At 42.2% G+C, this 25,770-nt stretch carries 26 protein-coding genes; all 26 read left to right on the top strand.

The genetic code is table 11. The features are described 5' to 3' along the window. Positions 1-13 precede the first annotated feature (13 nt). The 26 genes from N521_RS15640 (at position 14) to sucD (ending at position 25,721) form a co-directional block, all read left to right on the top strand. Complete coding sequence (locus N521_RS15640) at positions 14-1,687, top strand: DAK2 domain-containing protein (protein ID WP_025207321.1); 1,674 nt, start codon at positions 14-16, stop codon at positions 1,685-1,687. Between the two features lie 149 nt (positions 1,688-1,836). After that, complete coding sequence (gene sdaAB / locus N521_RS15635) at positions 1,837-2,499, top strand: L-serine ammonia-lyase, iron-sulfur-dependent subunit beta (RefSeq protein ID WP_035392091.1); 663 nt, start codon at positions 1,837-1,839, stop codon at positions 2,497-2,499. Between the two features lie 20 nt (positions 2,500-2,519). Beyond that, the gene (gene sdaAA / locus N521_RS15630; protein ID WP_026050092.1) at positions 2,520-3,422 is read left to right on the top strand and encodes an L-serine ammonia-lyase, iron-sulfur-dependent, subunit alpha; all 903 of its coding nucleotides are present in this window, start codon (positions 2,520-2,522) and stop codon (positions 3,420-3,422) included. Then, positions 3,400-5,448 (top strand): ATP-dependent DNA helicase RecG, encoded by a 2,049-nt coding sequence (gene recG / locus N521_RS15625; protein WP_035392088.1) that lies wholly within the window; start codon positions 3,400-3,402, stop codon positions 5,446-5,448. Before sdaAA ends, recG begins: the two co-directional genes overlap by 23 nt. A 112-nt stretch (positions 5,449-5,560) precedes the next feature. Then, positions 5,561-6,127 (top strand): transcription factor FapR, encoded by a 567-nt coding sequence (fapR, locus tag N521_RS15620; protein WP_017359102.1) that lies wholly within the window; start codon positions 5,561-5,563, stop codon positions 6,125-6,127. 15 nt (positions 6,128-6,142) lie between these two features. After that, positions 6,143-7,141: a phosphate acyltransferase PlsX gene (plsX, locus tag N521_RS15615; RefSeq protein ID WP_017359101.1), complete on the top strand. Its 999-nt coding sequence runs from the start codon at positions 6,143-6,145 to the stop codon at positions 7,139-7,141. A 15-nt stretch (positions 7,142-7,156) separates the two neighbouring features. Next, positions 7,157-8,101 carry an ACP S-malonyltransferase gene (fabD, locus tag N521_RS15610; protein ID WP_035392086.1) on the top strand — a complete coding sequence of 315 codons (945 nt, stop codon included), beginning with the start codon at positions 7,157-7,159 and terminating at the stop codon, positions 8,099-8,101. Continuing rightward, positions 8,101-8,844, top strand: coding sequence for a 3-oxoacyl-[acyl-carrier-protein] reductase (gene fabG / locus N521_RS15605; RefSeq protein ID WP_008344855.1), 744 nt, complete (start codon positions 8,101-8,103; stop codon positions 8,842-8,844). Before fabD ends, fabG begins: the two co-directional genes overlap by 1 nt. Before the next feature lie 81 nt (positions 8,845-8,925). After that, positions 8,926-9,159, top strand: a complete 234-nt coding sequence (gene acpP, locus N521_RS15600; RefSeq protein WP_008344853.1) for an acyl carrier protein — start codon at positions 8,926-8,928, stop codon at positions 9,157-9,159. Positions 9,160-9,343: 184 nt separating this feature from the next. Further along, positions 9,344-10,087 (top strand): ribonuclease III, encoded by a 744-nt coding sequence (gene rnc / locus N521_RS15595; RefSeq protein WP_008344850.1) that lies wholly within the window; start codon positions 9,344-9,346, stop codon positions 10,085-10,087. Between the two features lie 105 nt (positions 10,088-10,192). Further along, the gene (smc, locus tag N521_RS15590; RefSeq protein ID WP_035392084.1) at positions 10,193-13,753 is read left to right on the top strand and encodes a chromosome segregation protein SMC; all 3,561 of its coding nucleotides are present in this window, start codon (positions 10,193-10,195) and stop codon (positions 13,751-13,753) included. A gap of 21 nt (positions 13,754-13,774) precedes the next feature. Further along, positions 13,775-14,761 (top strand): signal recognition particle-docking protein FtsY, encoded by a 987-nt coding sequence (gene ftsY, locus N521_RS15585; protein WP_017359097.1) that lies wholly within the window; start codon positions 13,775-13,777, stop codon positions 14,759-14,761. A gap of 342 nt (positions 14,762-15,103) precedes the next feature. After that, positions 15,104-15,436, top strand: a complete 333-nt coding sequence (locus tag N521_RS15580; RefSeq protein WP_008344844.1) for a putative DNA-binding protein — start codon at positions 15,104-15,106, stop codon at positions 15,434-15,436. 13 nt (positions 15,437-15,449) lie between these two features. After that, a complete protein-coding gene (gene ffh, locus N521_RS15575) occupies positions 15,450-16,793 on the top strand; it encodes a signal recognition particle protein (protein WP_007499640.1) in 1,344 nt (447 codons plus the stop codon). 105 nt (positions 16,794-16,898) lie between these two features. Continuing rightward, positions 16,899-17,171 carry a 30S ribosomal protein S16 gene (gene rpsP, locus N521_RS15570; protein ID WP_008344841.1) on the top strand — a complete coding sequence of 91 codons (273 nt, stop codon included), beginning with the start codon at positions 16,899-16,901 and terminating at the stop codon, positions 17,169-17,171. Next, positions 17,171-17,416 carry a KH domain-containing protein gene (locus N521_RS15565; protein WP_012009937.1) on the top strand — a complete coding sequence of 82 codons (246 nt, stop codon included), beginning with the start codon at positions 17,171-17,173 and terminating at the stop codon, positions 17,414-17,416. Before rpsP ends, N521_RS15565 begins: the two co-directional genes overlap by 1 nt. 103 nt (positions 17,417-17,519) lie before the next feature. Further along, entirely contained in the window at positions 17,520-17,906 is a 387-nt protein-coding gene (locus N521_RS15560) for a YlqD family protein (RefSeq protein ID WP_008344839.1), read from the top strand. Between the two features lie 8 nt (positions 17,907-17,914). Next, a complete protein-coding gene (rimM, locus tag N521_RS15555; protein WP_007499637.1) occupies positions 17,915-18,439 on the top strand; it encodes a ribosome maturation factor RimM in 525 nt (174 codons plus the stop codon). After that, entirely contained in the window at positions 18,436-19,170 is a 735-nt protein-coding gene (gene trmD, locus N521_RS15550; RefSeq protein ID WP_007499635.1) for a tRNA (guanosine(37)-N1)-methyltransferase TrmD, read from the top strand. Before rimM ends, trmD begins: the two co-directional genes overlap by 4 nt. A 137-nt stretch (positions 19,171-19,307) precedes the next feature. Then, positions 19,308-19,655, top strand: coding sequence for a 50S ribosomal protein L19 (gene rplS / locus N521_RS15545; RefSeq protein WP_008344834.1), 348 nt, complete (start codon positions 19,308-19,310; stop codon positions 19,653-19,655). 90 nt (positions 19,656-19,745) lie between these two features. Continuing rightward, positions 19,746-20,594 (top strand): ribosome biogenesis GTPase YlqF, encoded by an 849-nt coding sequence (gene ylqF, locus N521_RS15540; protein ID WP_007499632.1) that lies wholly within the window; start codon positions 19,746-19,748, stop codon positions 20,592-20,594. Positions 20,595-20,670: 76 nt separating this feature from the next. Continuing rightward, positions 20,671-21,435, top strand: a complete 765-nt coding sequence (locus N521_RS15535) for a ribonuclease HII (protein WP_017359096.1) — start codon at positions 20,671-20,673, stop codon at positions 21,433-21,435. 28 nt (positions 21,436-21,463) lie between these two features. Continuing rightward, entirely contained in the window at positions 21,464-23,197 is a 1,734-nt protein-coding gene (locus N521_RS15530) for a hypothetical protein (protein WP_035392079.1), read from the top strand. Further along, positions 23,194-23,469, top strand: coding sequence for a FlhB-like flagellar biosynthesis protein (locus N521_RS15525; RefSeq protein WP_008344827.1), 276 nt, complete (start codon positions 23,194-23,196; stop codon positions 23,467-23,469). Before N521_RS15530 ends, N521_RS15525 begins: the two co-directional genes overlap by 4 nt. A gap of 166 nt (positions 23,470-23,635) precedes the next feature. After that, positions 23,636-24,796 carry an ADP-forming succinate--CoA ligase subunit beta gene (gene sucC, locus N521_RS15520; protein WP_008344824.1) on the top strand — a complete coding sequence of 387 codons (1,161 nt, stop codon included), beginning with the start codon at positions 23,636-23,638 and terminating at the stop codon, positions 24,794-24,796. Between the two features lie 22 nt (positions 24,797-24,818). Further along, on the top strand, positions 24,819-25,721 hold the full coding sequence (gene sucD / locus N521_RS15515; protein ID WP_007499624.1) for a succinate--CoA ligase subunit alpha: 903 nt from the start codon (positions 24,819-24,821) through the stop codon (positions 25,719-25,721). The last annotated feature ends 49 nt before the right edge of the window (positions 25,722-25,770 follow it).

Genomic DNA, 25,770 nt, shown 5'->3' with positions numbered 1-25,770 from the left:
AGGAGGAAATATATTGTCTATTAGAAATCTGGGTGGCCGCTCATTTGCAAAAATGATTCTTGCAGGTGCTCACCATCTTTCTCAAAACGCACAAATTGTTGATGCGTTAAATGTTTTTCCAGTGCCAGACGGAGACACGGGGACAAATATGAATTTGTCAATGACTTCAGGGGCAAAAGCAGTTGAAGAAACAAATACCGATCACATTGGTAAGGTCGGGGTGGCTCTGTCGAAAGGGCTGTTAATGGGGGCAAGAGGAAACTCAGGTGTGATCCTGTCTCAGCTCTTCAGAGGTTTCAGCAAAAATATAGAACAAAAAGAAACAATTGACGCAAAAGAATTTGCGCTTGCCTTGCAGGCCGGTGTTGATACAGCATATAAAGCCGTCATGAAACCGATTGAAGGAACCATCTTAACGGTTGCAAAAGACGCAGCAAAGAAAGCGGTTGCTGTTTCAGCAACAGAAGACCAAATCGATCGTGTGCTTGAATTAACGATTGAGGAAGCAAGAGCATCACTTGACCGCACGCCAGATCTCCTTCCTGTTTTAAAAGAAGTCGGCGTTGTAGATAGCGGCGGTAAAGGACTTCTTTGTGTATATGAAGGTTTTCTTGCTTCATTAAGAGGAGAAGAGCTCCCTCCTAAAACGGCCTCTTTGCCAACATTAAAAGAATTAGTGAGTGCAGAGCATCATAAAAGTGCACAAAGCCATATGAACACAGAAGATATTGAATTTGGTTATTGTACAGAATTTATGGTGAAATTCGAAGAAGACAAACAGTCCTTTGACGAAAATGCCTTCAGAGAAGAATTAAGCGAATTCGGAGATTCACTTCTTGTGGTATCTGATGATACGCTTGCAAAAGTCCATATTCATGCAGAGCAGCCAGGAGATGTCTTATCATATGCACAGCGCTACGGCAGCTTGATTAATATGAAAATTGAAAACATGAGAGAGCAGCATAGCTCGATCGTCAATGAAGAAAAAGATCACTCGCCTGCTGCACCAAAAGCAACAGCTGCTGAAAAACAGCGTTTTGGAGTAGTGAGTGTCGCAATGGGAGAAGGGATTGCTGACTTGTTTAAAAGTATCGGAGCATCCGTCGTCATTGAAGGCGGACAGACAATGAATCCGAGCACAGAAGACATTGTCAAAGCAATTGATAGCATTCATGCCGAAACCGTCTTTATCTTACCTAATAATTCTAATATTGTCATGGCAGCTAAACAGGCGGCAACTGTCTCAAGTCGTGAGGTCGTTGTTATTCCGACAAAGACCGTTCCTCAAGGAATGTCGGCACTTCTTTCTCTCAATGAAGCAGCTTCAAATGAAGACAATGAAGCAGCGATGTTAGAAGCGATTGATCATGTGAAAAGCGGCCAAATTACCTTTGCAGTGAGAGATACCCAAATTGATGGGATCGACATTGCCAAAGGCGACTATATGGGCCTATACAATGGAAAAATCACCTTAACAGCTAAAAATCAATTAGATGCAGCAAAAGAGCTTTTGACCCAAATGGTGACAGAAGATGATGAGATTGTCACAATCATCAAAGGGGAAGATGCATCATCTGATGAGATGGAAGCTTTAGAAGCATATATTGAAGACACATTTGAAGATGTAGAAGTTGAAGTCCACGATGGAAAACAGCCGCTTTATTCATATATTTTGGCTGTTGAATAAAGAAAGAAGGGCACATGAAGCCCTTCTTCTTCTTTTGCATTTTTTTACTATGTGTTCATTCGTGAAATGAGTTGCGGGAATCGAATGAATCCATTAGTCTAAAGGGAGTAACAAACCAATCTGTGATTGGTGATGAGAGGGGAAGACCTATGAAATTTAGAAGTGTGTTTGATATTATTGGACCCGTCATGATTGGTCCATCAAGTTCGCACACGGCGGGTGCGGCTCGTATTGGAAGAGTGGCTCGCAGCTTGTTCGGAAGAGAACCGAAACGAATTACTGTATCGTTTTATGGCTCTTTTAAAGATACGTATAAAGGACACGGGACAGATGTAGCCATTATCGGCGGTGTTCTTGACTTTGATACATTTGATGAACGAATCAAAACAGCGATCGATATTGCAAAAAGCAAAGAGATCGACATTGAGTTTAAAGAAGAAGATGCGGTACCAGCGCATCCGAATACAGCAAAAGTAGAAATTTCAGATGCCAATGGAAAGCTTGAATTAATCGGCATTTCCATTGGCGGAGGTAAAATTGAAATCACAGAATTAAATGGCTTTGAACTGAGACTCTCAGGGAATCACCCGGCCATTCTTGTGGTTCATAACGACCGCTACGGGACGATTGCGGCAGTTGCCAATGTGTTAGCGAAATTTGCCATCAATATTGGTCATATGGAAGTGGCACGTAAAGAGGTCGGGCAAGAAGCACTCATGACGATTGAAGTGGATCAGAATATTGACCCAGCGGTTTTAACAGAGCTTGAGACGCTGCCAAACATTATTCAAGTCACACAAATTGCAGAGTAACAACAAGGAGGTTATGTATGATGTTTAAAAACGTCAAAGAACTCGTGCAGCTAACAGAAGAACGGAATACCTCCATTTCAGACATTATGATTACTCAAGAAATGGAAGTGACAGGGAAATCACGTGAAGACATTTTCTCGCAGATGTACCGCAACCTAGAAGTGATGGAACAGGCCGTTGAAAACGGACTGAAAGGTGTGAAATCATTATCTGGTTTAACAGGCGGAGATGCGGTGAAACTTCAAGCATATATCGCATCAGGCAAGACATTGTCTGGTCATACCATTTTAGATGCTGTCAGTAAGGCAGTGGCAACAAATGAAGTGAACGCAGCAATGGGAACGATCTGTGCAACGCCTACTGCTGGCTCAGCAGGTGTTGTGCCAGGAACGCTCTTTGCGGTGAAAGAAACATTAAAGCCAACAAAGGAACAAATGGTCAGATTCCTATTTACATCTGGTGCATTTGGTTTTGTTGTCGCCAATAACGCAAGTATCTCTGGTGCAGCAGGCGGATGTCAGGCAGAAGTAGGATCTGCATCAGGTATGGCAGCAGCAGCTATTGTAGAAATGGCAGGCGGTACGCCGCAGCAATCCGCTGAAGCCATGGCCATCACCCTAAAAAATATGCTGGGTCTTGTTTGCGATCCAGTCGCAGGACTTGTAGAAGTGCCATGTGTGAAACGAAACGCAATGGGCGCTTCTAATGCGATGATTGCAGCAGATATGGCACTTGCCGGCATTACAAGTCGCATCCCTTGTGATGAAGTCATTGATGCGATGTACAAAATTGGTCAAACGATGCCAACAGCTCTTCGTGAGACCGCACAAGGCGGGCTTGCTGCAACACCGACAGCAAGGGAGCTTGAAAAGAAGATTTTCGGAGGTGTGACCTCATCTCGTGATACAGAAACTGCAAGATAATATCTCTGCCCTCAAAGGGATTGGAGAAGAAACAGAAAAAACACTAAATGAACTTGGAATCTACACAGTAGCCGACTTACTCGGCTACTTTCCTTATCGATATGACGACTATGAGCTTCGCAACTTAGAAGAAGTCAGACATGACGAACGTGTCACAGTTGAAGGAAAAGTGCACAGTGAGCCCGTTCTCACCTATTATGGAAAAAAACGAAGCAGGCTGACATTCAGGCTGCTTGTCGGTCGTTTTTTGATTACAGCCATATGCTTCAATCGCCCCTATTTAAAACGAAGTCTTGCTTTAGGCGATACGGTATCCGTCACAGGCAAGTGGGATAAAAACCGGCAATCCATTATGGTGCAGGAATTTAAAAAAGGAACACACGAACAAGATGGCAGCATAGAACCCGTTTATTCGGTCAAAGAAAATGTAACCGTGAAAATGATGAGGCGATTTGTGAAACAAGCGTTGTCCCTCTATGTAGACCATGCAGAAGATCCACTGCCAAAGCAGCTTGTGGCTGCTTATAAACTCATGTCTTATCAAGAAGCACTAAAAACCATTCATCTCCCTGAAACGAGAGACTCACTCAAGCAAGCAAGACGACGATTCGTGTACGAGGAATTTCTCATCTTTCAGCTGAAGATGCAGGCGATCAGAAAAAAAGAACGAGAAAAAACATCAGGCATCCAGCATCCATTCTCAAAAGAGGCGGTCTTTGAGTTTGTACATAGCCTGCCGTTCCCGCTGACAAAAGCACAATCAAGAGTGCTTGATGAAATTATGGCAGATATGGCGTCCCCGTACCGCATGAACCGGCTTCTTCAAGGGGATGTTGGATCGGGGAAAACAGCTGTTGCGGCAATTGCTCTTTATGCCGCTCATTTATCCGGCTTTCAAGGTGCGCTGATGGTGCCAACTGAAATTTTGGCAGAACAGCATGCCGATTCACTGTATCAGCTATTTGAAAAATGGGGGCTAAATATTGCTCTTTTGACGAGTTCAGTGAAAGGAAAGCGCCGCAGAGAACTGCTTGAACGTCTGAAAGAGGGAGATATTGATATTTTAGTCGGCACGCATGCCCTTATCCAGGACGAAGTGGAATTTCAGCAGCTTGGCCTTGTTATTACAGATGAACAGCACAGGTTCGGCGTGGAACAGCGGAAAAAACTGCGAAGCAAAGGGCAGGACCCAGATGTTTTGTTTATGACCGCAACACCGATTCCAAGAACGCTTGCCATCACAGTATTTGGAGAAATGGACGTCTCAGTCATTGATGAGCTGCCAGCCGGCCGAAAGCAGATTGAAACGTATTGGGTGAAGCATGACATGCTTGAGCGGATTCTTGCTTTTGTTGATAAAGAGCTAAGAAAAGGCAGACAAGCGTATATTATTTGTCCACTTATAGAAGAATCAGACAAACTGGATGTCCAAAATGCGATTGATGTTCACAGCATGCTGACAGAGGCGTATCGCGGAAAATGGTCGATCGGCTTAATGCATGGGAAACTCGCAAGTGATGAAAAAGATCAAGTGATGAGAGATTTCACTTCCAATGAAGTGCAAATCCTTGTGTCAACGACAGTTGTTGAAGTTGGTGTCAACGTGCCGAATGCGACCATCATGGTCATTTATGATGCGGACCGCTTTGGACTGTCACAGCTTCATCAGTTAAGAGGCCGGGTCGGACGCGGAGAGCATCAATCTTTTTGTATTTTAATGGCGGACCCTAAATCAGAGACCGGTAAAGAGCGCATGCGGATCATGTCTGAAACAACGGATGGCTTTGAACTGTCTGAAAAGGACTTAGAACTAAGAGGCCCTGGCGACTTCTTTGGCAAGAAACAAAGCGGAATGCCTGAATTTAAAGTGGCAGATATGGTTCATGACTATAGAGCGCTTGAAACCGCTAGAAAAGATGCGGCAGAGCTCGTGCAGTCTGAAGCCTTTTGGACAGAACCTGAATACAAAGAACTTAGGCAAACACTCGTAGACAGCGGTGTGCTTGGCGGAGATAAATTGAGCTGATCAAGTGCTGGAGGAATTTTCTTGTCTTTTTGAAACAAGGATTGATTTATCATCTATGAGATTATATACTACTATTAGTACCTAGTCATAAATGTACGGATGGTGTCTGCATATGAAACTAAATAAAAAAGAACGACAAAAGCTTCTCCAGCAAACGATCAGCTCGACTCCGTTCATTACTGATGAAGAATTGGCAAGTAAGTTCGGTGTAAGCATTCAAACAGTTCGTCTTGACCGTTTGGAGCTGTCAATCCCTGAATTACGCGAACGAATTAAGCACGTGGCCGAAAAGACATTAGAGGATGAAGTGAAGTCTCTTCCGCTGGATGAAGTCATTGGAGAAATGATTGATGTAGAGCTTGATGATCAAGCGATTTCCATTTTTGAAGTAAGAAAAGAGCATGTATTCAGTCGTAACCAAATTGCCAGGGGACATCATCTTTTTGCCCAGGCAAATTCGCTGGCAGTAGCCGTCATCGACGATGAACTGGCTTTGACAGCAAAAGCAAATATTAAGTTTACAAGGCAGGTCAAACAAGGCGAAAGAGTCGTCTCAAAAGCCAAAGTTGCCTCACATGATAAAGAAAAAGGCAGAACCGTAGTTGAAGTAAACAGCTATGTAGGTGAGGAAGTTGTCTTCTCAGGCGATTTCGTCATGTATCGCTCAAAACAAAAGTAAAAGGTGGCACATAACATGAGAATTGCAGTCGATGCAATGGGGGGAGATCATGCCCCTAAAGCCATTATTGACGGTGTGCAAAAAAGCTTAGAAGCATTTTCAGATATCGAGATTACACTAGTCGGCGATGAAAGCAAGATCAAATCATACATAACAAATCATGAACGCATCACGATCTTAGATGCAAAAGAAGTCATTGAACCAACGGATGAGCCAGTGCGTGCAGTGAGACGTAAAAAGGATTCTTCTATGGTGAAAATGGCGCAGGAAGTTTCAGAAGGAAGAGCAGATGCCTGTATTTCAGCTGGAAATACTGGGGCACTCATGACAGCAGGCCTGTTTATCGTAGGCAGAATTGATGGCATTGACAGACCAGCACTTGCTCCGACGTTGCCAACACTTGATGGCAGCGGGTTCTTATTATTGGATGTCGGCGCAAACGTTGATGCAAAGCCAGAGCATCTTGTGCAATATGCCATGATGGGATCTATTTACGCAGAGCATGTCTTCCCGAAGAGCAATCCACGCGTTGGACTTTTAAATGTCGGGACAGAAGATAAAAAAGGCAACGATTTAACGAAAAAAACCTTTGAATTATTAAAAGCATCAGATTTGAATTTCGTAGGAAATGTAGAATCGCGTGACTTATTAGAGGGTGTAGCTGATGTCGTTGTCACAGATGGTTTCACGGGGAATATCGCCCTTAAAACGATCGAAGGCACAGCTCTTTCTGTTTTTAAAATGCTGAAAGAAACCTTAACATCCAGCTTCACAGCTAAAATAGCAGCAGGTATGATGAAGCCAAAATTAATGCAGATGAAATCTAAAATGGATTACTCCGAATATGGTGGTGCCGCATTATTTGGTTTAAAAGCGCCCGTTATTAAAGCGCATGGATCCTCTGATGAAAATGCGATTTTTCATGCCATTCGTCAGGCGCGCGACATCGTTAAAAAAGACGTTTCAGCTATCATTCATCAAGAAGTTCAAAAAGAAGACACGAATGAGTCGTAATGGAGGTAGAGCAGCATGAGTAAAATTGCTTTTTTATTCCCAGGCCAAGGCTCTCAAAAAATTGGCATGGGAAAAGATTTATTTGACCAAGAAGCAGCATCTAAAGCTGTGTTTGAAGAAGCAGATCAGACCCTTGGTTTTGATTTATCTTCAATGATTTTTGAAGGAGATGCAGAAGAACTGACGCTGACATATAATGCACAGCCAGCTCTTTTAACGACAAGCATCGCGATCTTAAAGAAGTTTGAAGAGAGCGGAATCAAAGCAGATTATGCAGCAGGGCACAGTCTGGGTGAATATACAGCCCTTGTTGCAGCGGGAGCTCTTTCGTTTAATGATGCCGTTTTCGCAGTGAGAAAGCGCGGCGAATTAATGAATGAAGCCGTTCCAGCAGGAGAAGGCGCAATGGCGGCGATTCTTGGCTTAGACCAAGCGGCGCTTGTAGAAGTGACAAAAGAAGTGACAGAAAGCGGTCATCTTGTAGAACTCGCGAACTTAAACTGTCCGGGGCAAATCGTCATCTCTGGTACAGCAAAAGGTGTGGAATTTGCATCAGAGAAAGCGAAAGAAAAGGGCGCAAAACGTGCAATTCCACTTGAAGTGAGTGGACCTTTCCATTCTGCATTAATGAAACCAGCAGCTGAAAAATTCACAGATGTATTATCTAAATTAGACATTTCTGATGCCGCGACGCCAGTGATTTCAAACGTAACAGCAGACATCGTGACATCACGTAATGAAATTGAAACGAAGCTGATTGAACAATTGTATTCTCCTGTTCGATTTGAAGAAAGTGTAGAACGCCTGATTGACTTAGGCGTGACAACATTTATTGAAATTGGTCCTGGTAAAGTGCTCTCAGGTCTTGTGAAAAAAGTCAATCGCCGCCTGACGACCATTTCTGTATCAGATCAAGAAACAATTGAAGCAGCTATTCAAACACTCAAGGGGGATTCTTGATGCTTACAAATAAAACAGCCGTTGTCACAGGTGCATCACGCGGTATTGGCCGTTCGATTGCGATCGATTTGGCGAAAAAAGGTGCCAATGTTGTGGTGAACTATTCAGGCAACGAAGCAAAAGCAAACGAAGTCGTCGATGAGATCAAAGCACTTGGCCAGCAGGCTTTTGCTGTCAAAGCGGATGTGTCAAATGCAGAAGAAGTACAGGCATTAATGAAACAAGCCGTTGATACATTTGGTTCAATCGACATTCTTGTGAATAATGCTGGAATTACAAAGGACAACCTGCTCATGAGAATGAAAGAAAATGAATGGGATGATGTCATTAACATAAACTTAAAAGGTGTCTTCAACTGTACAAAAGCTGTGACACGTCAAATGATGAAACAGCGCAGCGGAAGAATCATCAATGTAGCATCTGTTGTCGGCGTTTGCGGAAACCCTGGACAAGCAAACTACGTTGCAGCAAAAGCTGGTGTGATCGGATTAACGAAAACAACAGCGAAAGAGCTGGCAAGCCGTCATATTACAGTCAATGCCGTAGCACCAGGCTTTATTTCTACTGATATGACTGACAAGCTTGATGAGAATGTTCAAACAGAAATGCTAAAGCAAATCCCGCTCGCACGCTTTGGTGCGCCTGAAGATATAAGCAACGTTGTTGTCTTTTTAGCTTCAGAAGGAGCAGGTTATATTACAGGCCAAACCATCCAAGTGGATGGCGGAATGGTTATGTCCTAAGAAATATCAAAATTTCGTTACGTTTTCTCTAGTTTTTTAAAAACGAATCAACTATAATACTTTGAGGGGAGGTGAAAGGCAATGGCAGACGTATTAGAGCGTGTATCAAAAATTATTGTAGACCGCCTTGGCGTTGATGAGGCTGACGTGAAAATGGAAGCTTCATTTAAAGAAGATTTAGGCGCTGATTCCCTTGATGTAGTTGAGCTAGTTATGGAACTTGAAGATGAGTTCGATATGGAAATTTCTGACGAAGATGCTGAAAAAATTGCAACAGTCGGTGACGCTGTGAACTACATAAATAACCAGCAATAAGCGTAACAAAGTCCCGTCTATTTTCATGGCGGGACTTTGAAAATTTATGTTAGTTTCAACATATTCAGCTGATCAATTGTCAGCCTTTTTCAGATGCTAAGGAGCACGGTTTCCTTGCATGTAGAAAGAGAGACTCCATATAATCAGTATCCTTAAAGGCGATGACGCCTACCTGGAGGTTGCTATGCCAAAACAATATAAAGACAAACAGAAACAGAGCAAAAAACTAGAGCAATTCAGAGAATTTCAGCAGCGTATTTCTGTACATTTTAAAAATGAGAAACTACTCTATCAAGCCTTTACACATTCCTCTTATGTGAATGAGCATAGGAAAAAACCTTATGAGGATAATGAAAGACTTGAATTTTTAGGGGACGCTGTTTTAGAATTGACGATCTCACAGTTCTTATTTGCAAAGTACCCAGCCATGAGCGAGGGAGATTTAACAAAACTGAGAGCGGCGATCGTATGTGAGCCATCACTTGTGTCATTAGCGCATGAGCTGTCCTTCGGAGACCTTGTTCTTTTAGGAAAAGGGGAAGAAATGACAGGCGGTAGAAAGCGTCCGGCACTCTTAGCAGACGTATTTGAGGCGTTTATCGGAGCGCTTTATTTAGATCAAGGACTTGAGCCTGTTGAGCGATTCCTAGAAGCCTATGTGTACCCGAAAATTAATGACGGGGCATTCTCACATGTCATGGACTTTAAAAGCCAGCTTCAAGAATTTGTTCAGCGAGATGGAAAAGGTGTACTTGAATACCGAATCCTGCATGAAAAAGGCCCAGCACATAACCGGGAATTTGAAGCCAATGTATCCCTTAGAGGAGAAGTGCTCGGAATTGGAAATGGTCGTTCAAAAAAAGAAGCGGAACAGCATGCTGCACAGGAAGCACTTGCTAAATTACAGAAACATCATATGAACCAATAAAATCCCCCTCGTGATTCAGGGGGATTTCACTCTGTTTTCCATCATCTTTTTTCAGTTCATATGGTAAGATAATAGTACTTTAAATACATAAGGAGGATCACTCTCATGTTCCTCAAACGTTTAGACGTGATAGGATTCAAATCTTTCGCACAGCGGGTGACTGTAGACTTTGTCAAAGGGGTTACAGCTGTTGTTGGACCAAACGGAAGCGGCAAAAGTAATATTACTGATGCGATCCGTTGGGTACTTGGAGAGCAATCAGCAAAAAGCCTCCGCGGAGGAAAAATGGAAGACATCATTTTTGCAGGAAGTGATTCAAGAAAACGAGTCAACTTAGCAGAAGTGACATTAACGCTCGATAACGAAGATCACTTTTTGCCGATCGATTTTCACGAAGTCAGTGTGACAAGAAGAGTCTATCGTTCTGGAGAAAGTGAATTTCTCATTAACAATCAATCTGTCCGCTTAAAGGATATTATTGATCTTTTCATGGATTCAGGTCTTGGAAAAGAAGCTTTTTCGATCATCAGCCAAGGTAAGGTAGAAGAGATTCTATCGAGTAAAGCTGAAGAAAGACGTAGCATCTTTGAAGAAGCAGCTGGTGTCCTAAAATATAAATCAAGAAAGAAAAAAGCCGAGAATAAACTGTTTGAAACGCAGGACAACTTAAACCGGGTAGAAGATATTCTGCATGAACTAGAAGATCAAGTAGAACCACTAAGAATGCAGGCATCTATTGCAAAAGACTATCTGCAAAAGAAAGAAGAACTTGAAAATGTAGAAATTGCTCTCACCGTCCATGATATTGAAGCACTACACAAAAAATGGACAACACTTGGTGAAGCTGTCGAGCGGTTCAAACAAGATGAAATGAAGCAGTCCACAGACATTCAAGCGAAGGAAGCCAAAATCGAAGAATCGAGAGACCGTATTCAGGCGCTTGACGATTCGATTCATGACCTCCAAGAAGTCCTCCTTTTCACAAGTGAAGAACTAGAAAAGCTTGAAGGGAAAAAAGAAGTTCTAAAAGAACGAAAAAAAAATGCGGCCGCTAACCAAGGGCAGCTAGAAGACACGCTCGTGCGTTTAACCGAAAAACAGGCGTTGTTAACGGAAAAGATTGAACAGCAGAAAGTCACACGTAACAGCCTGCAAACAGAAGTGCAGCAGCTAAAAGATGAAGTGAAAACAAAACAACATCAGCTGTCTCTTCATAGTGAAGATGTGGAAGGGCAAATTGAACAGCTAAAAAGCGATTATTTTGACCTGTTAAACGAGCAAGCTTCTATCCGAAACGAACGTACATTACTAGAAGAACAGCAGCGCCAAGCAGCCTTGCAGCTAGAGCGGTTAACGCAAAATAATCAGAAACATATCGAAGAACGGGTATCTGTGAAGGAAAAGAAAACAGAAGCCGAAAAGCAACTTTCAGAACGAGAAGAAGACATTTTGGCTCAGGTGAAACGCTTTAGAGAAGCGGAACAAAAGCTAGAGCAGATGAAACGTCAATACGAGAAAAAAGAAACGGCTCTTTACCAAGCCTATCAATATGTACAGCAGGCAAAATCTAAAAAAGAAATGCTTGAATCCATGCAGGAAGACTTCTCAGGATTTTTCCAAGGAGTGAAAGAGGTTTTAAAGGCAAAGGACCGGTTAGGTGGTATTCACGGGGCGATTGCAGAGCTAATTCAAACAGAGCAGCAACATGAAACAGCGATTGAAATTGCACTTGGCGCAGCCACGCAGCATGTCGTTACTGAAAATGAAGCGGCTGCCAGACAGGCCATTGGATACTTAAAGCAGCATTCCTTTGGGCGTGCGACCTTCCTGCCGATGAACGTCATCAAAGAACGAACCATTCAGTTCAGAGATATTCAAATAGCTGAGCAGCATGACGCATTTATCGGCGTAGCGAGTCAGCTCGTTTCCTTTGATGAAAAGTATGAAAAAGTCATTCAGAATTTGCTTGGAACAGTCCTAATCGTGAAAGACTTAAAAGGTGCCAATGAGCTAGCGAAAATGCTTGGACATCGTTATCGTATCGTGACCCTTGATGGGGACGTGGTGAACCCAGGCGGTTCAATGACTGGGGGCGGCGTAAAGAAAAAGAACAATTCCCTCCTCTCCAGAAACCGAGAGATTGAAACATTAACAAAGCAGCTCGTTGAAATGGAAGAAAAAACAACGATCCTTGAAAAAGAAACAAAAGAAACGAAGCAATCGATTGCCGAAAGCGAAGTCCAATTAAATGAACTGCGTCAGCGCGGCGAAATGCTTCGAGAAAAGCAGCAAGAGTTAAAAGGGACATTATATGAACTGCAAGTAGCTGAAAAAAATATTAACGCTCATCTAGAGCTCTATGATCAAGAAAAAGCAGAGTTGCAGCAGCGCTCTAGCGAACTTGCGAGCAAGGACAAAGAGCAGGCAGCCCTTGAAACATCTATAGGTGAGAAACTCACCTCTCTTGACGAAGAGATCAACACGTTAACAAAACGGAAGCAGACCCAAAGCTCAACGAAAGAAACCATTTCTTCCGAATTAACAGAGCTGAAAATCTCGCTTGCCAAAAAAGAGCAGTCTTTAGCAAATGAACAAGAAAAACTGTCGAGCTTAACGGCTGAATTAGAAGAGGCCGAAAAGACGCTGACGGAAACAAAAGAAGACCTGTCTCTCTTAACAAGTGAAATGTCATCCAGCTCAAGCGGCGCCGAACAACTGGAAGAAGCGGCAAAAGAGAAACTGGAACATAAAAACAAAACGACAGCGCTTATCTCAGAGCGACGCAAACAGCGCCTGGCTCTTTCTGAAACATTAGAATTCGCAGAACGTGAACTGAAAGAACAAAAACGCCTGTATAAACAGCTCACGACAAGCTTAAAAGATGAAGAAATCAAGCTTGGCCGCATGGAAGTTGAACTTGATAACCTCATCGCCTACTTAAACGAAGAATATGCCCTTTCGTTTGAAGGAGCAAAAGAAATGTATCATCTGACGCTATCGCCGGATGAAGCAAGAAAACGCGTGAAATTGATCAAACTAGCCATTGAAGAGCTTGGAACAGTGAACTTAGGCAGCATTGACGAGTATGAACGTGTGAATGAACGTTTTCTCTTCTTAACTGAACAGCGCAATGATCTGACAGAAGCGAAAAATACGTTATTCCAAGTCATTGAAGAAATGGATCAGGAGATGACGAAACGTTTCTCTGAGACATTCTCTCAAATCCGCGGGCATTTTGAATCTGTTTTCCAAGCATTATTTGGCGGAGGAAGAGCAGACCTTAAGCTCACAGATCCAAACGATTTACTAAACTCAGGCGTCGATATTGTGGCGCAGCCGCCGGGGAAAAAGCTGCAAAATCTAAGCCTGCTTTCAGGCGGAGAAAGAGCATTAACAGCCATTGCTTTATTATTCTCGATCTTAAAAGTGAGACCAGTTCCATTCTGTGTGCTAGATGAGGTAGAAGCAGCGCTTGATGAAGCGAATGTGTTCCGCTTTGCCCAGTATTTAAAGAAATACAGTCAAGAAACACAGTTCATTGTGATTACACACCGAAAAGGAACCATGGAAGAAGCAGATGTTCTGTACGGTGTCACGATGCAGGAGTCAGGTGTCTCAAAACTGGTATCTGTCAAACTAGAGGAAACGAAAGAGCTTGTCCAGTAATTAAAGGAGGTTTTTGAACCAATGAGCTTTTTTAAGAAATTAAAAGAAAAATTTACGCAGCAAACCGATTCAGTATCAGAAAAGTTTAAAGATGGACTTGAAAAAACGAGAAATTCGTTTCAGGGAAAAGTAAATGAACTCATTTCTCGCTATCGTAAAGTGGATGAAGACTTTTTTGAAGAACTAGAAGAAGTGTTAATCGGTGCGGATGTCGGTTTCACGACTGTGATGGAACTGATTGATGAGCTGAAAAAAGAAGTGAAATTAAGAAACATTCAAGATCCAAGTGAAGTACAAGCAGTCATCTCTGAAAAACTCGTGGAGATTTACAATAGTGGTGAGGAACAAATCTCTGAACTGAACATTGAAGACGGCCGTTTAAATATCATTTTATTTGTAGGCGTGAACGGTGTCGGTAAAACCACAACCATTGGTAAGCTGGCAAACAAGCTGAAAAATGAAGGGAAATCCGTCATTTTAGCAGCAGGTGATACGTTCCGTGCGGGGGCGATTGAGCAGCTTGAAGTATGGGGCGAGCGCTCTGGTGTTCCTGTCGTTAAACAAACAGCAGGCTCTGACCCGGCAGCGGTCATCTATGATGCCGTTCAATCAGCTAAAGCCAAAAAAGCAGATGTCCTGATCTGTGATACAGCAGGCAGACTGCAAAATAAAGTCAACTTGATGAAAGAGCTAGAGAAGGTCAAGAGAGTCATTGAACGCGAAGTGCCCGATGCACCGCACGAAGTACTGCTTGCCCTTGATGCGACAACGGGTCAAAATGCGATGGCGCAAGCGAAGGAATTTTCTAAAGCGACAAACGTGACAGGTATCGCTTTAACAAAGCTTGACGGTACTGCAAAAGGCGGGATTGTTCTTGCCATTCGCAATGAGCTCAACATCCCTGTAAAACTTGTCGGATTAGGTGAAAAAGTAGACGATCTGCAAGAGTTCGATGCTGAATCGTATGTGTACGGATTATTCTCAGACATGATTGATCAAGAAGACTAATCAAGATGCCGGCAAAACTGCCGGCATTCAGCGTGTAGACAAACCCTCGCATTCTTTGTCAGTCCTGCGTGCTGGTGCTCACGAATGTGACATTCGCTCCGCGCCAGTACTCGTCCTTCCTAGACTTCAAAGGTTTTCTATCACGCTGAAAAGAAGACAAAGGGCTAAAATCAAGTTCATTTTAGCCCTTTGTCAACAATCTGGGGATGCCGGCAAAATTGCCGGCATTTTTATTTAAATATCGCCGCAGGAAGTGACAAGATAAAAACTTGACACATAGATCAGAACCGTGTAAACTTAGTTGTTGTAAAGGGAATGAACTTAACAAAGGGGAGAGAGCCCATGACGCTTGAAAAGACAACGAGAATGAACTACTTGTTTGATTTCTATCAATCGTTGTTGACCGCAAAACAAAAGAGCTACATGTCGCTTTACTACCTAGACGATTTTTCCCTCGGTGAAATTGCGGATGAATATGAAGTATCAAGACAGGCTGTTTATGATAATATTAAACGGACTGAAGCGATGCTTGAACAATATGAAGAAAAGCTGCTCTTGTTTAAGAAATTTAAAGAGCGTAAAGAACTTCTCACAAAAATGAGAGAGCTTGTAGCAGATTCCGCGCAAAAGGAAGAAGCAGAAGCTTTAATTGAATCGCTTGAGAAATTAGATTAGGAGGCGGCACAGTATGGCATTTGAAGGATTAGCCGACCGACTGCAGCAGACGATTTCAAAAATCCGCGGCAAAGGAAAAGTGTCAGAGCAAGATGTAAAAGAAATGATGCGCGAGGTACGCCTTGCCCTTCTTGAAGCTGACGTCAATTTTAAAGTAGTCAAAGACTTTGTGAAAAAAGTAAGCGAGCGGGCAGTTGGACAAGAGGTCATGCAAAGTCTTACCCCAGGACAACAGGTCATTAAAGTTGTAAAAGAAGAACTCACTGAATTAATGGGCGGGGAAGAGAGTAAAATCGCTGTAGCGAAAAAATCTCCAACTGTCATTATGATGGTTGGTCTTCAAGGGGCAGGTAAAACGACCACAACTGGAAAGCTTGCCAACTTACTTCGCAAAAAACATAATCGCAAGCCGATGATGGTGGCCGCTGATATTTACAGACCAGCAGCGATCCAGCAGCTTCAAACGCTTGGGAAACAGCTTGATATGCCCGTATTCTCATTAGGTGATCAAGTTAGTCCTGTCGAAATTGCCAAACAGGCAATTGAAAAAGCGAAAGAAGAACATCATGATTATGTCATTTTAGATACAGCAGGACGTCTTCATATTGATGAAGACTTAATGGATGAACTTCAGAAAGTAAAAGAAGTCGCAAATCCAGAAGAGATTTTCCTCGTTGTTGACTCGATGACTGGTCAAGATGCTGTCAATGTCGCAAAAAGCTTTAATGAACAGCTTGGTTTAACAGGTGTCATTCTGACAAAACTAGACGGTGATACGCGAGGCGGGGCAGCACTTTCAATTCGTGCAGTCACAAATACGCCGATTAAATTCGCCGCACTAGGTGAAAAGCTTGATGCAATTGAACCATTCCATCCAGAGCGGATGGCATCAAGAATTCTTGGCATGGGAGATGTGCTCACGCTTATTGAAAAGGCACAAGCAAACGTTGACCAAGATAAAGCGAAAGAGCTTGAACAAAAAATGCGGACAATGAGCTTCACGCTCGATGATTTCCTCGAGCAGCTTGGGCAGGTTCGCAACATGGGTCCACTTGATGAACTGATCCAAATGATGCCGGGAGCCGGTAAAATGAAAGGGCTCAAAAACGTCCAAGTAGACGAAAAGCAGCTCAATCACATCGAAGCGATCATTAAATCAATGACGACCGAAGAAAAAGAACAGCCAGAGGTCATCAATGCAAGCCGAAGAAAACGGATTGCAAAAGGAAGCGGAACATCTGTACAGGAAGTCAATCGCCTTTTAAAACAATTTGACGAAATGAAAAAGATGATGAAGCAAATGACCAACATGTCCAAAGGAAAGAAAAAAGGCGGCTTTAAATTACCATTTATGTAATTGGTTATACATGATAAAACCGTTGTTAAGAAAAAACACTTTACAAACCCTTTTATCATTGTTAATATACTATCTTGTTGAAATATTTTCGGAGGTGCTAGTAAAATGGCAGTAAAAATTCGTTTAAAACGTATGGGAGCAAAAAAATCTCCTTTCTATCGTATTGTTGTAGCAGATTCTCGTTCACCACGTGACGGTCGTTTCATCGAAACAGTTGGAACTTACAACCCAGTGGTATCACCAGCTGAGGTGAAAATCAACGAAGAATTAGCGCTTAAATGGCTTCAAAATGGTGCGAAACCATCTGATACAGTTCGTAACCTTTTCTCAAGCCAAGGAATTCTTGAAAAATTTCATAATGCGAAAAACAGCAAATAATGAATGAGCTGTCCTTGGAAGAATTGATTGTGTCCATCGTCGAGCCACTTGTTGATTTCCCTGAAGATATTCACGTATCTTCATTAGAAAAAGATGAGCAGGTCATTTACACACTGTCTGTCAATGCTGAAGATACCGGAAAAGTGATCGGAAAGCAGGGACGTACAGCTAAAGCGATACGAACAGTCATGTTTGCAGCAAGTGCAGAGTCTTCTAAGAAAGTTCAACTTGAGATTGCTGACTAAAAAGGGAGAGGGCTTAGGACCTCCCCTTTTTTTACACGTTTAAATCTATTTTTCGTTATACTGTAGAGGACAAATGCCTTCGGATAGGGGGACAAAAAGGAAGATGCAGATCATTCAACATGTCACCGTCATGCAAGTATTAACTGAAAGCAGTAAGGACAAACTGTTAACGACTTTTTTGGAGAAAAAAGAAAGACTAGAACGTGAATGCAATCAACTATATTTTCAACTAAAAAAGCATGAAAAAGAACCACATCAGCAAGAAGCCATCCCTCAATTTCAAAAAGCCATTGAAAAAAGACAAGAGAAAATGAGGCAAATTGATTTTCAAGTCGAGCAGCTGCATATCTTGCCTCTTGGCAGTGAAATGAAAGAAACAGAAGTGGATGCGCTGATTGAAGTAAAAATAGGTGATAAATGGGATGACAAAATGCAAGACAATGTCATCGTCGTGAAAGACGGCACCATTGTGGAAATACGTCAGGGGTGATTGAGAACATGGAGCTAGAATGGTTGAATGTCGGAAAGATCGTCAATACACATGGAGTGCGCGGAGAAGTACGTGTTGTGTCAAAGACTGATTTCCCAGAAGAACGCTACAAAAAAGGCAGCGTCCTTTATATTTTCAAACAAAATCAAAAAGAACCGCTAAAAGTGACTGTCGCATCACATAGACAGCACAAACAATTTGATTTACTGACATTTGAAGAAGTCGGCTCGTTAAATGAAGCTGAGCAATTAAAAGAGTCGATTTTAAAAGTAGAAAAAGAACATCTTGGTTCATTAGATGAAGGGGAATTCTATTTCCACGAAATCATCGGCTGTGAAGTATATGATGAAGAGGACAAACTGATTGGTCAAATCAAAGAAATTTTAACGCCAGGGGCAAATGATGTATGGGTGGTTGGAAGAAAAGGCAAAAAAGATGCCCTCATCCCTTATATTCCATCTGTCGTCAAAACAGTTGATATTTCATCCAAGAAAGTACACATTGAAGTGATGGAAGGACTCATTGACGAATGAAAATTGACTTTTTAACACTGTTTCCTGAAATGTTCGAAGGAGTGCTTCACTCATCGATCTTAAAAAAAGCTCAGGAAAAAGATGCGGTCTCATTTGATGTCGTGAATTTTAGGGAGTATTCCGATCATAAACATAAAACAGTGGATGACTATCCGTATGGCGGCGGTGCTGGCATGGTTCTGAAAGCACAGCCTGTATTTGATGCGGTAGAAGATTTAACGAAAAAAGCAAACAAGAAGCCCCGCATTATTCTTGTTTGTCCTCAAGGAGAAAGATATACACAAAAGAAAGCAGAAGAGCTTGCAAAAGAAGAGCATCTTATGTTCATTTGCGGCCACTATGAAGGCTACGATGAGCGCATCAGGGAGCATCTTGTCACAGATGAAATTTCAATCGGAGATTTCGTTCTCACAGGCGGAGAGCTGCCGGCGATGATGATTGCAGACAGTGTGGTCAGGCTTTTGCCTCATGTGCTTGGAAAAGAAGCGTCTCATATCGAAGATTCATTTAGTACAGGTCTGCTTGAGCATCCGCACTATACAAGACCAGCTGATTATAAAGGATTGAAAGTACCAGATGTGCTTCTCTCTGGAAATCATGCCAAAATTGAAGAGTGGCGGCGTAAAGAATCGTTGAAGCGAACCTATACAAGACGGCCAGATTTGATCGATTCTTGCAAAACATTAACGGATGAAGAAAAAAGATGGCTTTGGCAGCTTCATAATGACTAGATTGTATTGCACAAGGTATACAGGTGTGGTATGATACTACTTGTGACTTGGACGGCTTGCCGATTCAAGTTTGAAAACGATGTTCCGCTGCAATGAAGAAAGAGGACATGAGCATCTGTTGGAAGGAGTTGAAAACGATGCAACAATTGATTGAAGAAATCACAAAAGAACAATTACGCACTGATCTTCCTGCGTTCCGTCCTGGTGACACTTTACGTGTACACGTGAAAGTTGTCGAGGGTACTCGTGAGCGTATCCAGATCTTTGAAGGTGTTGTAATTAAGCGTCGTGGTGGTGGAATCAGCGAAACTTTCACAGTTCGTAAGATCTCTTACGGTGTAGGCGTTGAGCGTACATTCCCTGTACACACACCAAAAATCGCTAAGATCGAAGTTGTACGTCACGGTAAGGTACGTCGTGCGAAACTTTACTACCTACGTGAACTTCGCGGTAAAGCGGCTCGTATCAAAGAAATCAGACGATAATGATATCAAAGGAAAGAGCTTGTTACCTGTAACAGGCTCTTTTTTTGTACAATGTATAGAGACAACCGTTAGAAGAGAGAAGGTGCACATATGACAATTCAATGGTTTCCAGGCCATATGGCAAAAGCAAGACGGGAAGTCACAGAAAAATTAAAGCTCATCGACATCGTATTTGAATTAACCGATGCAAGGATTCCGATGTCCTCTAGAAACCCAATGATTGAAGAAATCCTCCAAAACAAACCGAAAATTATGCTTTTGAACAAAGCAGATAAAGCAGATCCTCGTATGACAAAAGAGTGGCAGGCACACTTTGAAGCGCAAGGTGTACGGTCGCTTGCCATTAATTCTGTCGATGGACAAGGGTTAAATCAAATCATTACGACATCAAAAGAAATCTTAAAAGAAAAGTTCGATCGAATGAAAGCAAAAGGTGTTAAGCCGCGTGCCATTCGAGCTTTGATTATCGGAATTCCCAATGTCGGCAAATCAACGCTGATCAATCGGTTGGCAAAGAAAAATATTGCGAAAACAGGAGATCGACCTGGTATTACGACGTCACAGCAATGGGTGAAGGTAGGAAAAGAACTTGAACTGCTCGATACCCCTGGAATTCTCTGGCCGAAATTTGAAGATGAACAAGTAGGTCTTAGGCTGGCCGTCACCGGAGCGATTAAAGACTCAATCATCAACTTGCAGGATGTCGCAGTGTATGCGCTGCGCTTTTTAGAAGAGCACTATCCAGAGCGATTAAAAAAACGCTATGATCTAGCAGAAATACCTGAAGATACAGTTGAGCTGTTTGATGCCATTGGCACAAAACGCGGCTGTCTGATGAGTGGAGGATTCATTAATTACGACAAAACGACCGAAATCATCATTCGGGATATTCGAACGGAAAAATTTGGTCCCCTCACTTTTGAGAAGCCTGAAAGCTAAAAGACACGCAGCTCATGCGGGTCTTTATTTTTTGCGAAAAACTGCCGATATAAAGAAGGAGGCTGCGGAAAAGCCAATGTACACGGTCAAACAAATAAAAGAATTAATAGAACAACATGCTGACGACGAGTCATACATTCGTGAACTATTGAAAGACGATACAAGAAAAAGTGTCCAGAAGCTGATGGACAAATGGAACAAAGAGAGAGAAAAACAGCAAGAACTACATGCAGCATGGAAGCAAATGCTGCAATTTGAAACCAAAGCAAAAGCGCAAGGATACACTTATATTGCAGGCATAGATGAAGCAGGAAGAGGACCACTCGCTGGCCCAGTGGTTGCGGCAGCTGTGATATTAAAAGAAGATACCGTCCTACTCGGTTTAAATGATTCAAAACAGCTATCTGAGAAAAAAAGAATGACCTATTATGAGCTCATTCAAAAGGAAGCGCTCGACATCGGCATCGGCATTGTTGATGCGGCAACGATTGACGAAATCAATATATACGAAGCATCAAGACTGGCGATGGTGAGGGCTGTAAAGCAGCTTACTCACACACCTGATTATCTACTCATAGATGCGATGACGCTCCCGCTTCCTACTCAACAGGAGAATATCATCAAAGGAGATGCTAAAAGCGCATCCATCGCAGCTGGTGCATGTATTGCCAAAGTGACAAGGGACCAAATGATGGAAGAGTATGGACGCCAGTACCCTGAGTATCAATTTGAAAAACATAAAGGGTATGGAACGAAAGAGCACCTTGCTGCCATTCAAACACATGGCGCCACACCTATCCACCGGTTATCATTTGCACCAGTGAAATCTGTTATTTCATAAATATTTTGACACAAGGAGGCTGCCTGTGATGACAAGAGTTGAAGATATACATACTGCACTGAATAGTCGGCTGAATACGGCAGAATCTGTTCCGCTTAACACGGAAGGAAAGGAAAATATTCACCGGCTCATACTTGGCAAAGTACTGAAAATGCTTGGTGATGATACAGCACTTGTTCAAATAGGTTCGACCAAAATCAAAGCGCAGCTAGCGGCTCAGCTCAAAGCCGATTCTTTCTACTGGTTCCAATTAGAACAAGAAGGTGGAGGCAGTCTGAGTAAATTAAGACCTGTTCAGCAATTTGACCAAGATCCTAAAACATTAAAGGATGCCGCAGCTAAACTACTAGAAGGTCTGTCGCTTAAAAATGGACTTGAACAAATGTTAACAGCTACAGCCTTTTTAAAAGAAAAACCGGTCATCAACGAAGCAGAGTTAAAAACGGCAGTAAAATGGATTGAACAACTTCAAGGCGCGGATATCAAAAAAGGTCTGCAAGCACTTCTTTTTGCTTTAAAGAAAGATTTGCCGATTCAGCAAGGAGTGCTCCAATCAATATTAGCGATGAAATCCCCCTCTGCACTTCATCAGGATGTGACAGCACTGCTAGATCGATTAACACAGCTTCCGAAGCAAACAGAAGCCACACAGGCTCTTACACAGGCCGTTCGTACGGTTGTAAATGCTGAGACAACTGTTCATGCAGAAAAGCTCTTATCGGTGCTTCTAGGAGCAAAAGAAGGTCAAACGAAGCAAGGAGAAAGCTTGCAACAGGTGCAGCCTCATGTCAATCCGGCTCAGCAAACAAAGCAGAGCCAGCCCGCCGCTATACAAGGGTGGCAGGTGGATACAGTGAATCAGAACAGCGTGCAGCAATTATTAAGTCCAAAACAGCTCCCGCTTCAGCAAATAGAACGCATTCTGACAAGCATCACAAAGCAAGGCATAGACGGACAGCGGCAGCTTGATGTAAAACAGCTCACATTACTGGTTCAAGCAGTCCAGCAGGCAGGGCCACAGGCTGACGCAAAGGCAGCCGTGCTTCAAAAGGAATTTCCGTTTCTTTCAAAAACAGAGGCGAACACATTGGCAAAGGTCATTCAGCAGACTGAACCTGCATTAAGCAATAAAACCGATGTACTCGATTTACTGATGACGATGAAAAAAGCGATAGGTGTACGAGATGAAATTGGGATGCTGAAATTACTGGAAAAGGGCAACCAAGATGTCAAAAGCCAAGAGCTTCACCAATTAAAGATGGTTTTAAATGATGCAAGGCAAGCTGATGTTCCCGAGCCCGTAAAAAAAGAAATGGATCAATTATTCCATAGATTAAATGGGCAGTTACTAGTGCATCAGGAAAACCAAACAGTTAGTCAAATGATGGTTTCTTACCCTCTTTTCTCAAAACATAGTGTTCAAGATTTAACCTTTATTCTAAAAGGGCATAAGAAAAAAGATGGCTCTATTGATATTTCTCAGTGCCGTTTAATGTTTTATTTAAACATGGAGAACTTAGAAGAAACGTTAATAGACTGTACGATTCAGCAAAAAGTGATGTCAATTACAGTCGAGACGGCTCACGAACTTCAAGGGACCATTAATCCAATGATTCCAGCTGTTCGAGAGAATTTAAATGCCCTAGGGTATAGTTTGACGGGGATTACAGCGAAAAAGAGAGAAGAGCCAATTGATCCGTCTGACTTTCTAGATGAACACTTTCATAAAATCAGCGAGAAAGGGCTTGACTTACGAGTATGAAAGATTCAAAACCGCTTAGAAGAGCGGTCGCTCTACACTATGATGAAGAAAAACAAAAAGCGCCAAAAGTCGTTGCAACAGGCAGCGGCTATGTGGCTGATCATATTATTGAAGAAGCTCAAAAAGCTGGGGTCCCTATTCAAGAAGACCGTAATTTAGTAGAACTGATGCGCCACTTAACGCTCGATGAGGAAATCCCAGAAGCGTTATACGATACTGTAGCAGAAATATTTTCATTTATCTATCGATTGGATCAAAAAATGAAAAAATAAGTGTTTTGACTGAAAAATTTATATTTTTAATAAAATAAAAGTTTGAATGTTTAGAAGGATTTTACGATTTTACATAGAACCCTAGACATTCTCTTTTTTATTCTTTAAAATGAAAGCGCAGTCTATTTTATAATTTTTGTTTCTACATATGTTGGGAGGATGGGAAATGAATATCCATGAGTACCAAGGAAAAGAAATCCTAAGAAAATATGGGGTTTCAGTTCCAAATGGTAAAGTAGCATTTACACCTGATGAAGCAGTGAAAGCATCAGAAGAGCTTGGAAGCTCTGTATATGTCGTAAAAGCACAGATTCATGCAGGCGGCCGTGGTAAAGCAGGTGGGGTAAAAATTGCAAAAACAAAAGATGAAGTGAAAGGGTTTGCAGAGGAATTGCTCGGCAAGACACTTGTCACACATCAAACAGGGCCTGAAGGGCGCGAAATAAAACGCTTACTTATTGAAGAAGGCTGCGATATTCAAAAAGAGTACTATGTAGGACTCGTTTTGGATAGAGCGACATCAAGAATTGTTTTGATGGCTTCTGAAGAGGGCGGTACTGAAATTGAAGAAGTAGCAGAAAAAACGCCAGAAAAAATCGTGAAAGTGGTCATCGACCCAGCGATTGGTCTCCAAGCCTATCAGGCGAGAGAAGTTGCGTTTAAAATTAATATTCCAACAAAATTAGTTGGTCAAGCTGTTAAGTTTATGACAAGCCTTTACAATGCGTTTATTGAAAAGGATTGTTCAATTGCCGAGATAAATCCTCTTGTTGTAACAGGTGATGGAAAAGTCATGGCACTTGATGCAAAATTAAACTTTGATAGCAATGCCTTATATAGACAAAAAGATATATTAGAATACCGTGACCTTGATGAAGAAGATCCAAAAGAGATTGAAGCATCTAAATATGACCTAAGCTACATTTCTCTAGATGGGAATATTGGCTGCATGGTGAATGGAGCAGGCCTTGCGATGTCTACAATGGATATCATCAAGCATTACGGCGGGGACCCTGCAAACTTCCTTGATGTTGGCGGCGGTGCAACTGCTGAAAAAGTAACGGAAGCATTTAAAATCATCTTATCTGATCAAAATGTCAAAGGGATTTTCGTGAACATTTTTGGCGGCATCATGAAATGTGATGTCATTGCAGAAGGTGTTGTTGAAGCGACGAAACAAGTCGGCTTAACATTACCACTCGTTGTACGTCTTGAAGGAACAAACGTTGAATTAGGGAAGAAAATCCTGAGTGATTCAGGCTTAAATATCACTTCTGCTGAGTCTATGGCTGACGGGGCAGAAAAGATTGTATCTTTAGTCAAGTAGAGCAGAAAGGCAGGGAACCTAAATGAGTGTATTTATTAATAAAAATACGAGAGTAATTGTTCAGGGGATTACCGGTTCAACCGCATTATTCCATACAAAACAAATGATTGAGTATGGAACAAATATCGTTGGCGGTGTCACACCTGGAAAAGGTGGAACTGAAGTAGAGGGAGTTCCTGTATTTAATACTGTATCTGAAGCAGTACAGACAACTGGAGCAAATGCTTCTGTTATCTATGTACCAGCACCATTTGCAGCAGACGCCATTTTAGAGGCTGTTGATGCAGAAGTGGATCTAGTGATTTGTATCACAGAACACATTCCAGTTCTGGATATGGTTAAAGTGAAACGCTATATGGAAGGTAAGAAGACAAGGCTTGTTGGACCGAACTGTCCTGGTGTGATTACACCTGAAGAATGTAAAATTGGCATCATGCCTGGCTACATTCATAAAAAAGGTCATGTTGGTGTTGTGTCTCGTTCTGGAACGCTTACATATGAAGCGGTACATCAGCTTTCAGAGGCTGGTGTTGGTCAATCAACAGCTGTAGGAATTGGCGGAGACCCTGTCAATGGCACGAACTTTATTGATGTATTAAAAGCCTTCAATGAAGATCCTGAAACGCATGCTGTGATCATGATTGGTGAAATCGGTGGTACTGCTGAAGAAGAAGCAGCTGAATGGGTAAAAGCAAATATGACCAAGCCGGTTGTCGGCTTTATTGGCGGTAAAACAGCGCCTCCAGGAAAACGTATGGGACATGCTGGTGCCATTATTTCTGGTGGTAAAGGAACTGCTGATGAAAAAGTAAAAACAATGCGTGAATGTGGAATTGAAGTGGCAGAGACACCATCTGTCATGGGAGAAACCTTAATTAAAGTGTTAAAAGAGAAGAATCTCTTCGAAGCTTGTAAAACGCATTAATGACACAAGAAGACTTGTTCTTTGACAAGTCTTCTTCTTTCTATCTTAA

This window comes from Bacillus sp. UNC125MFCrub1.1, from assembly GCF_000701305.1.
Taxonomy (GTDB): Bacteria; Bacillota; Bacilli; order Bacillales; family Bacillaceae; genus Bacillus; species Bacillus altitudinis.
The sequence above is the reverse complement of the archived record's forward strand: the minus strand, read 5'-3'. Positions and strand labels throughout refer to the sequence as shown.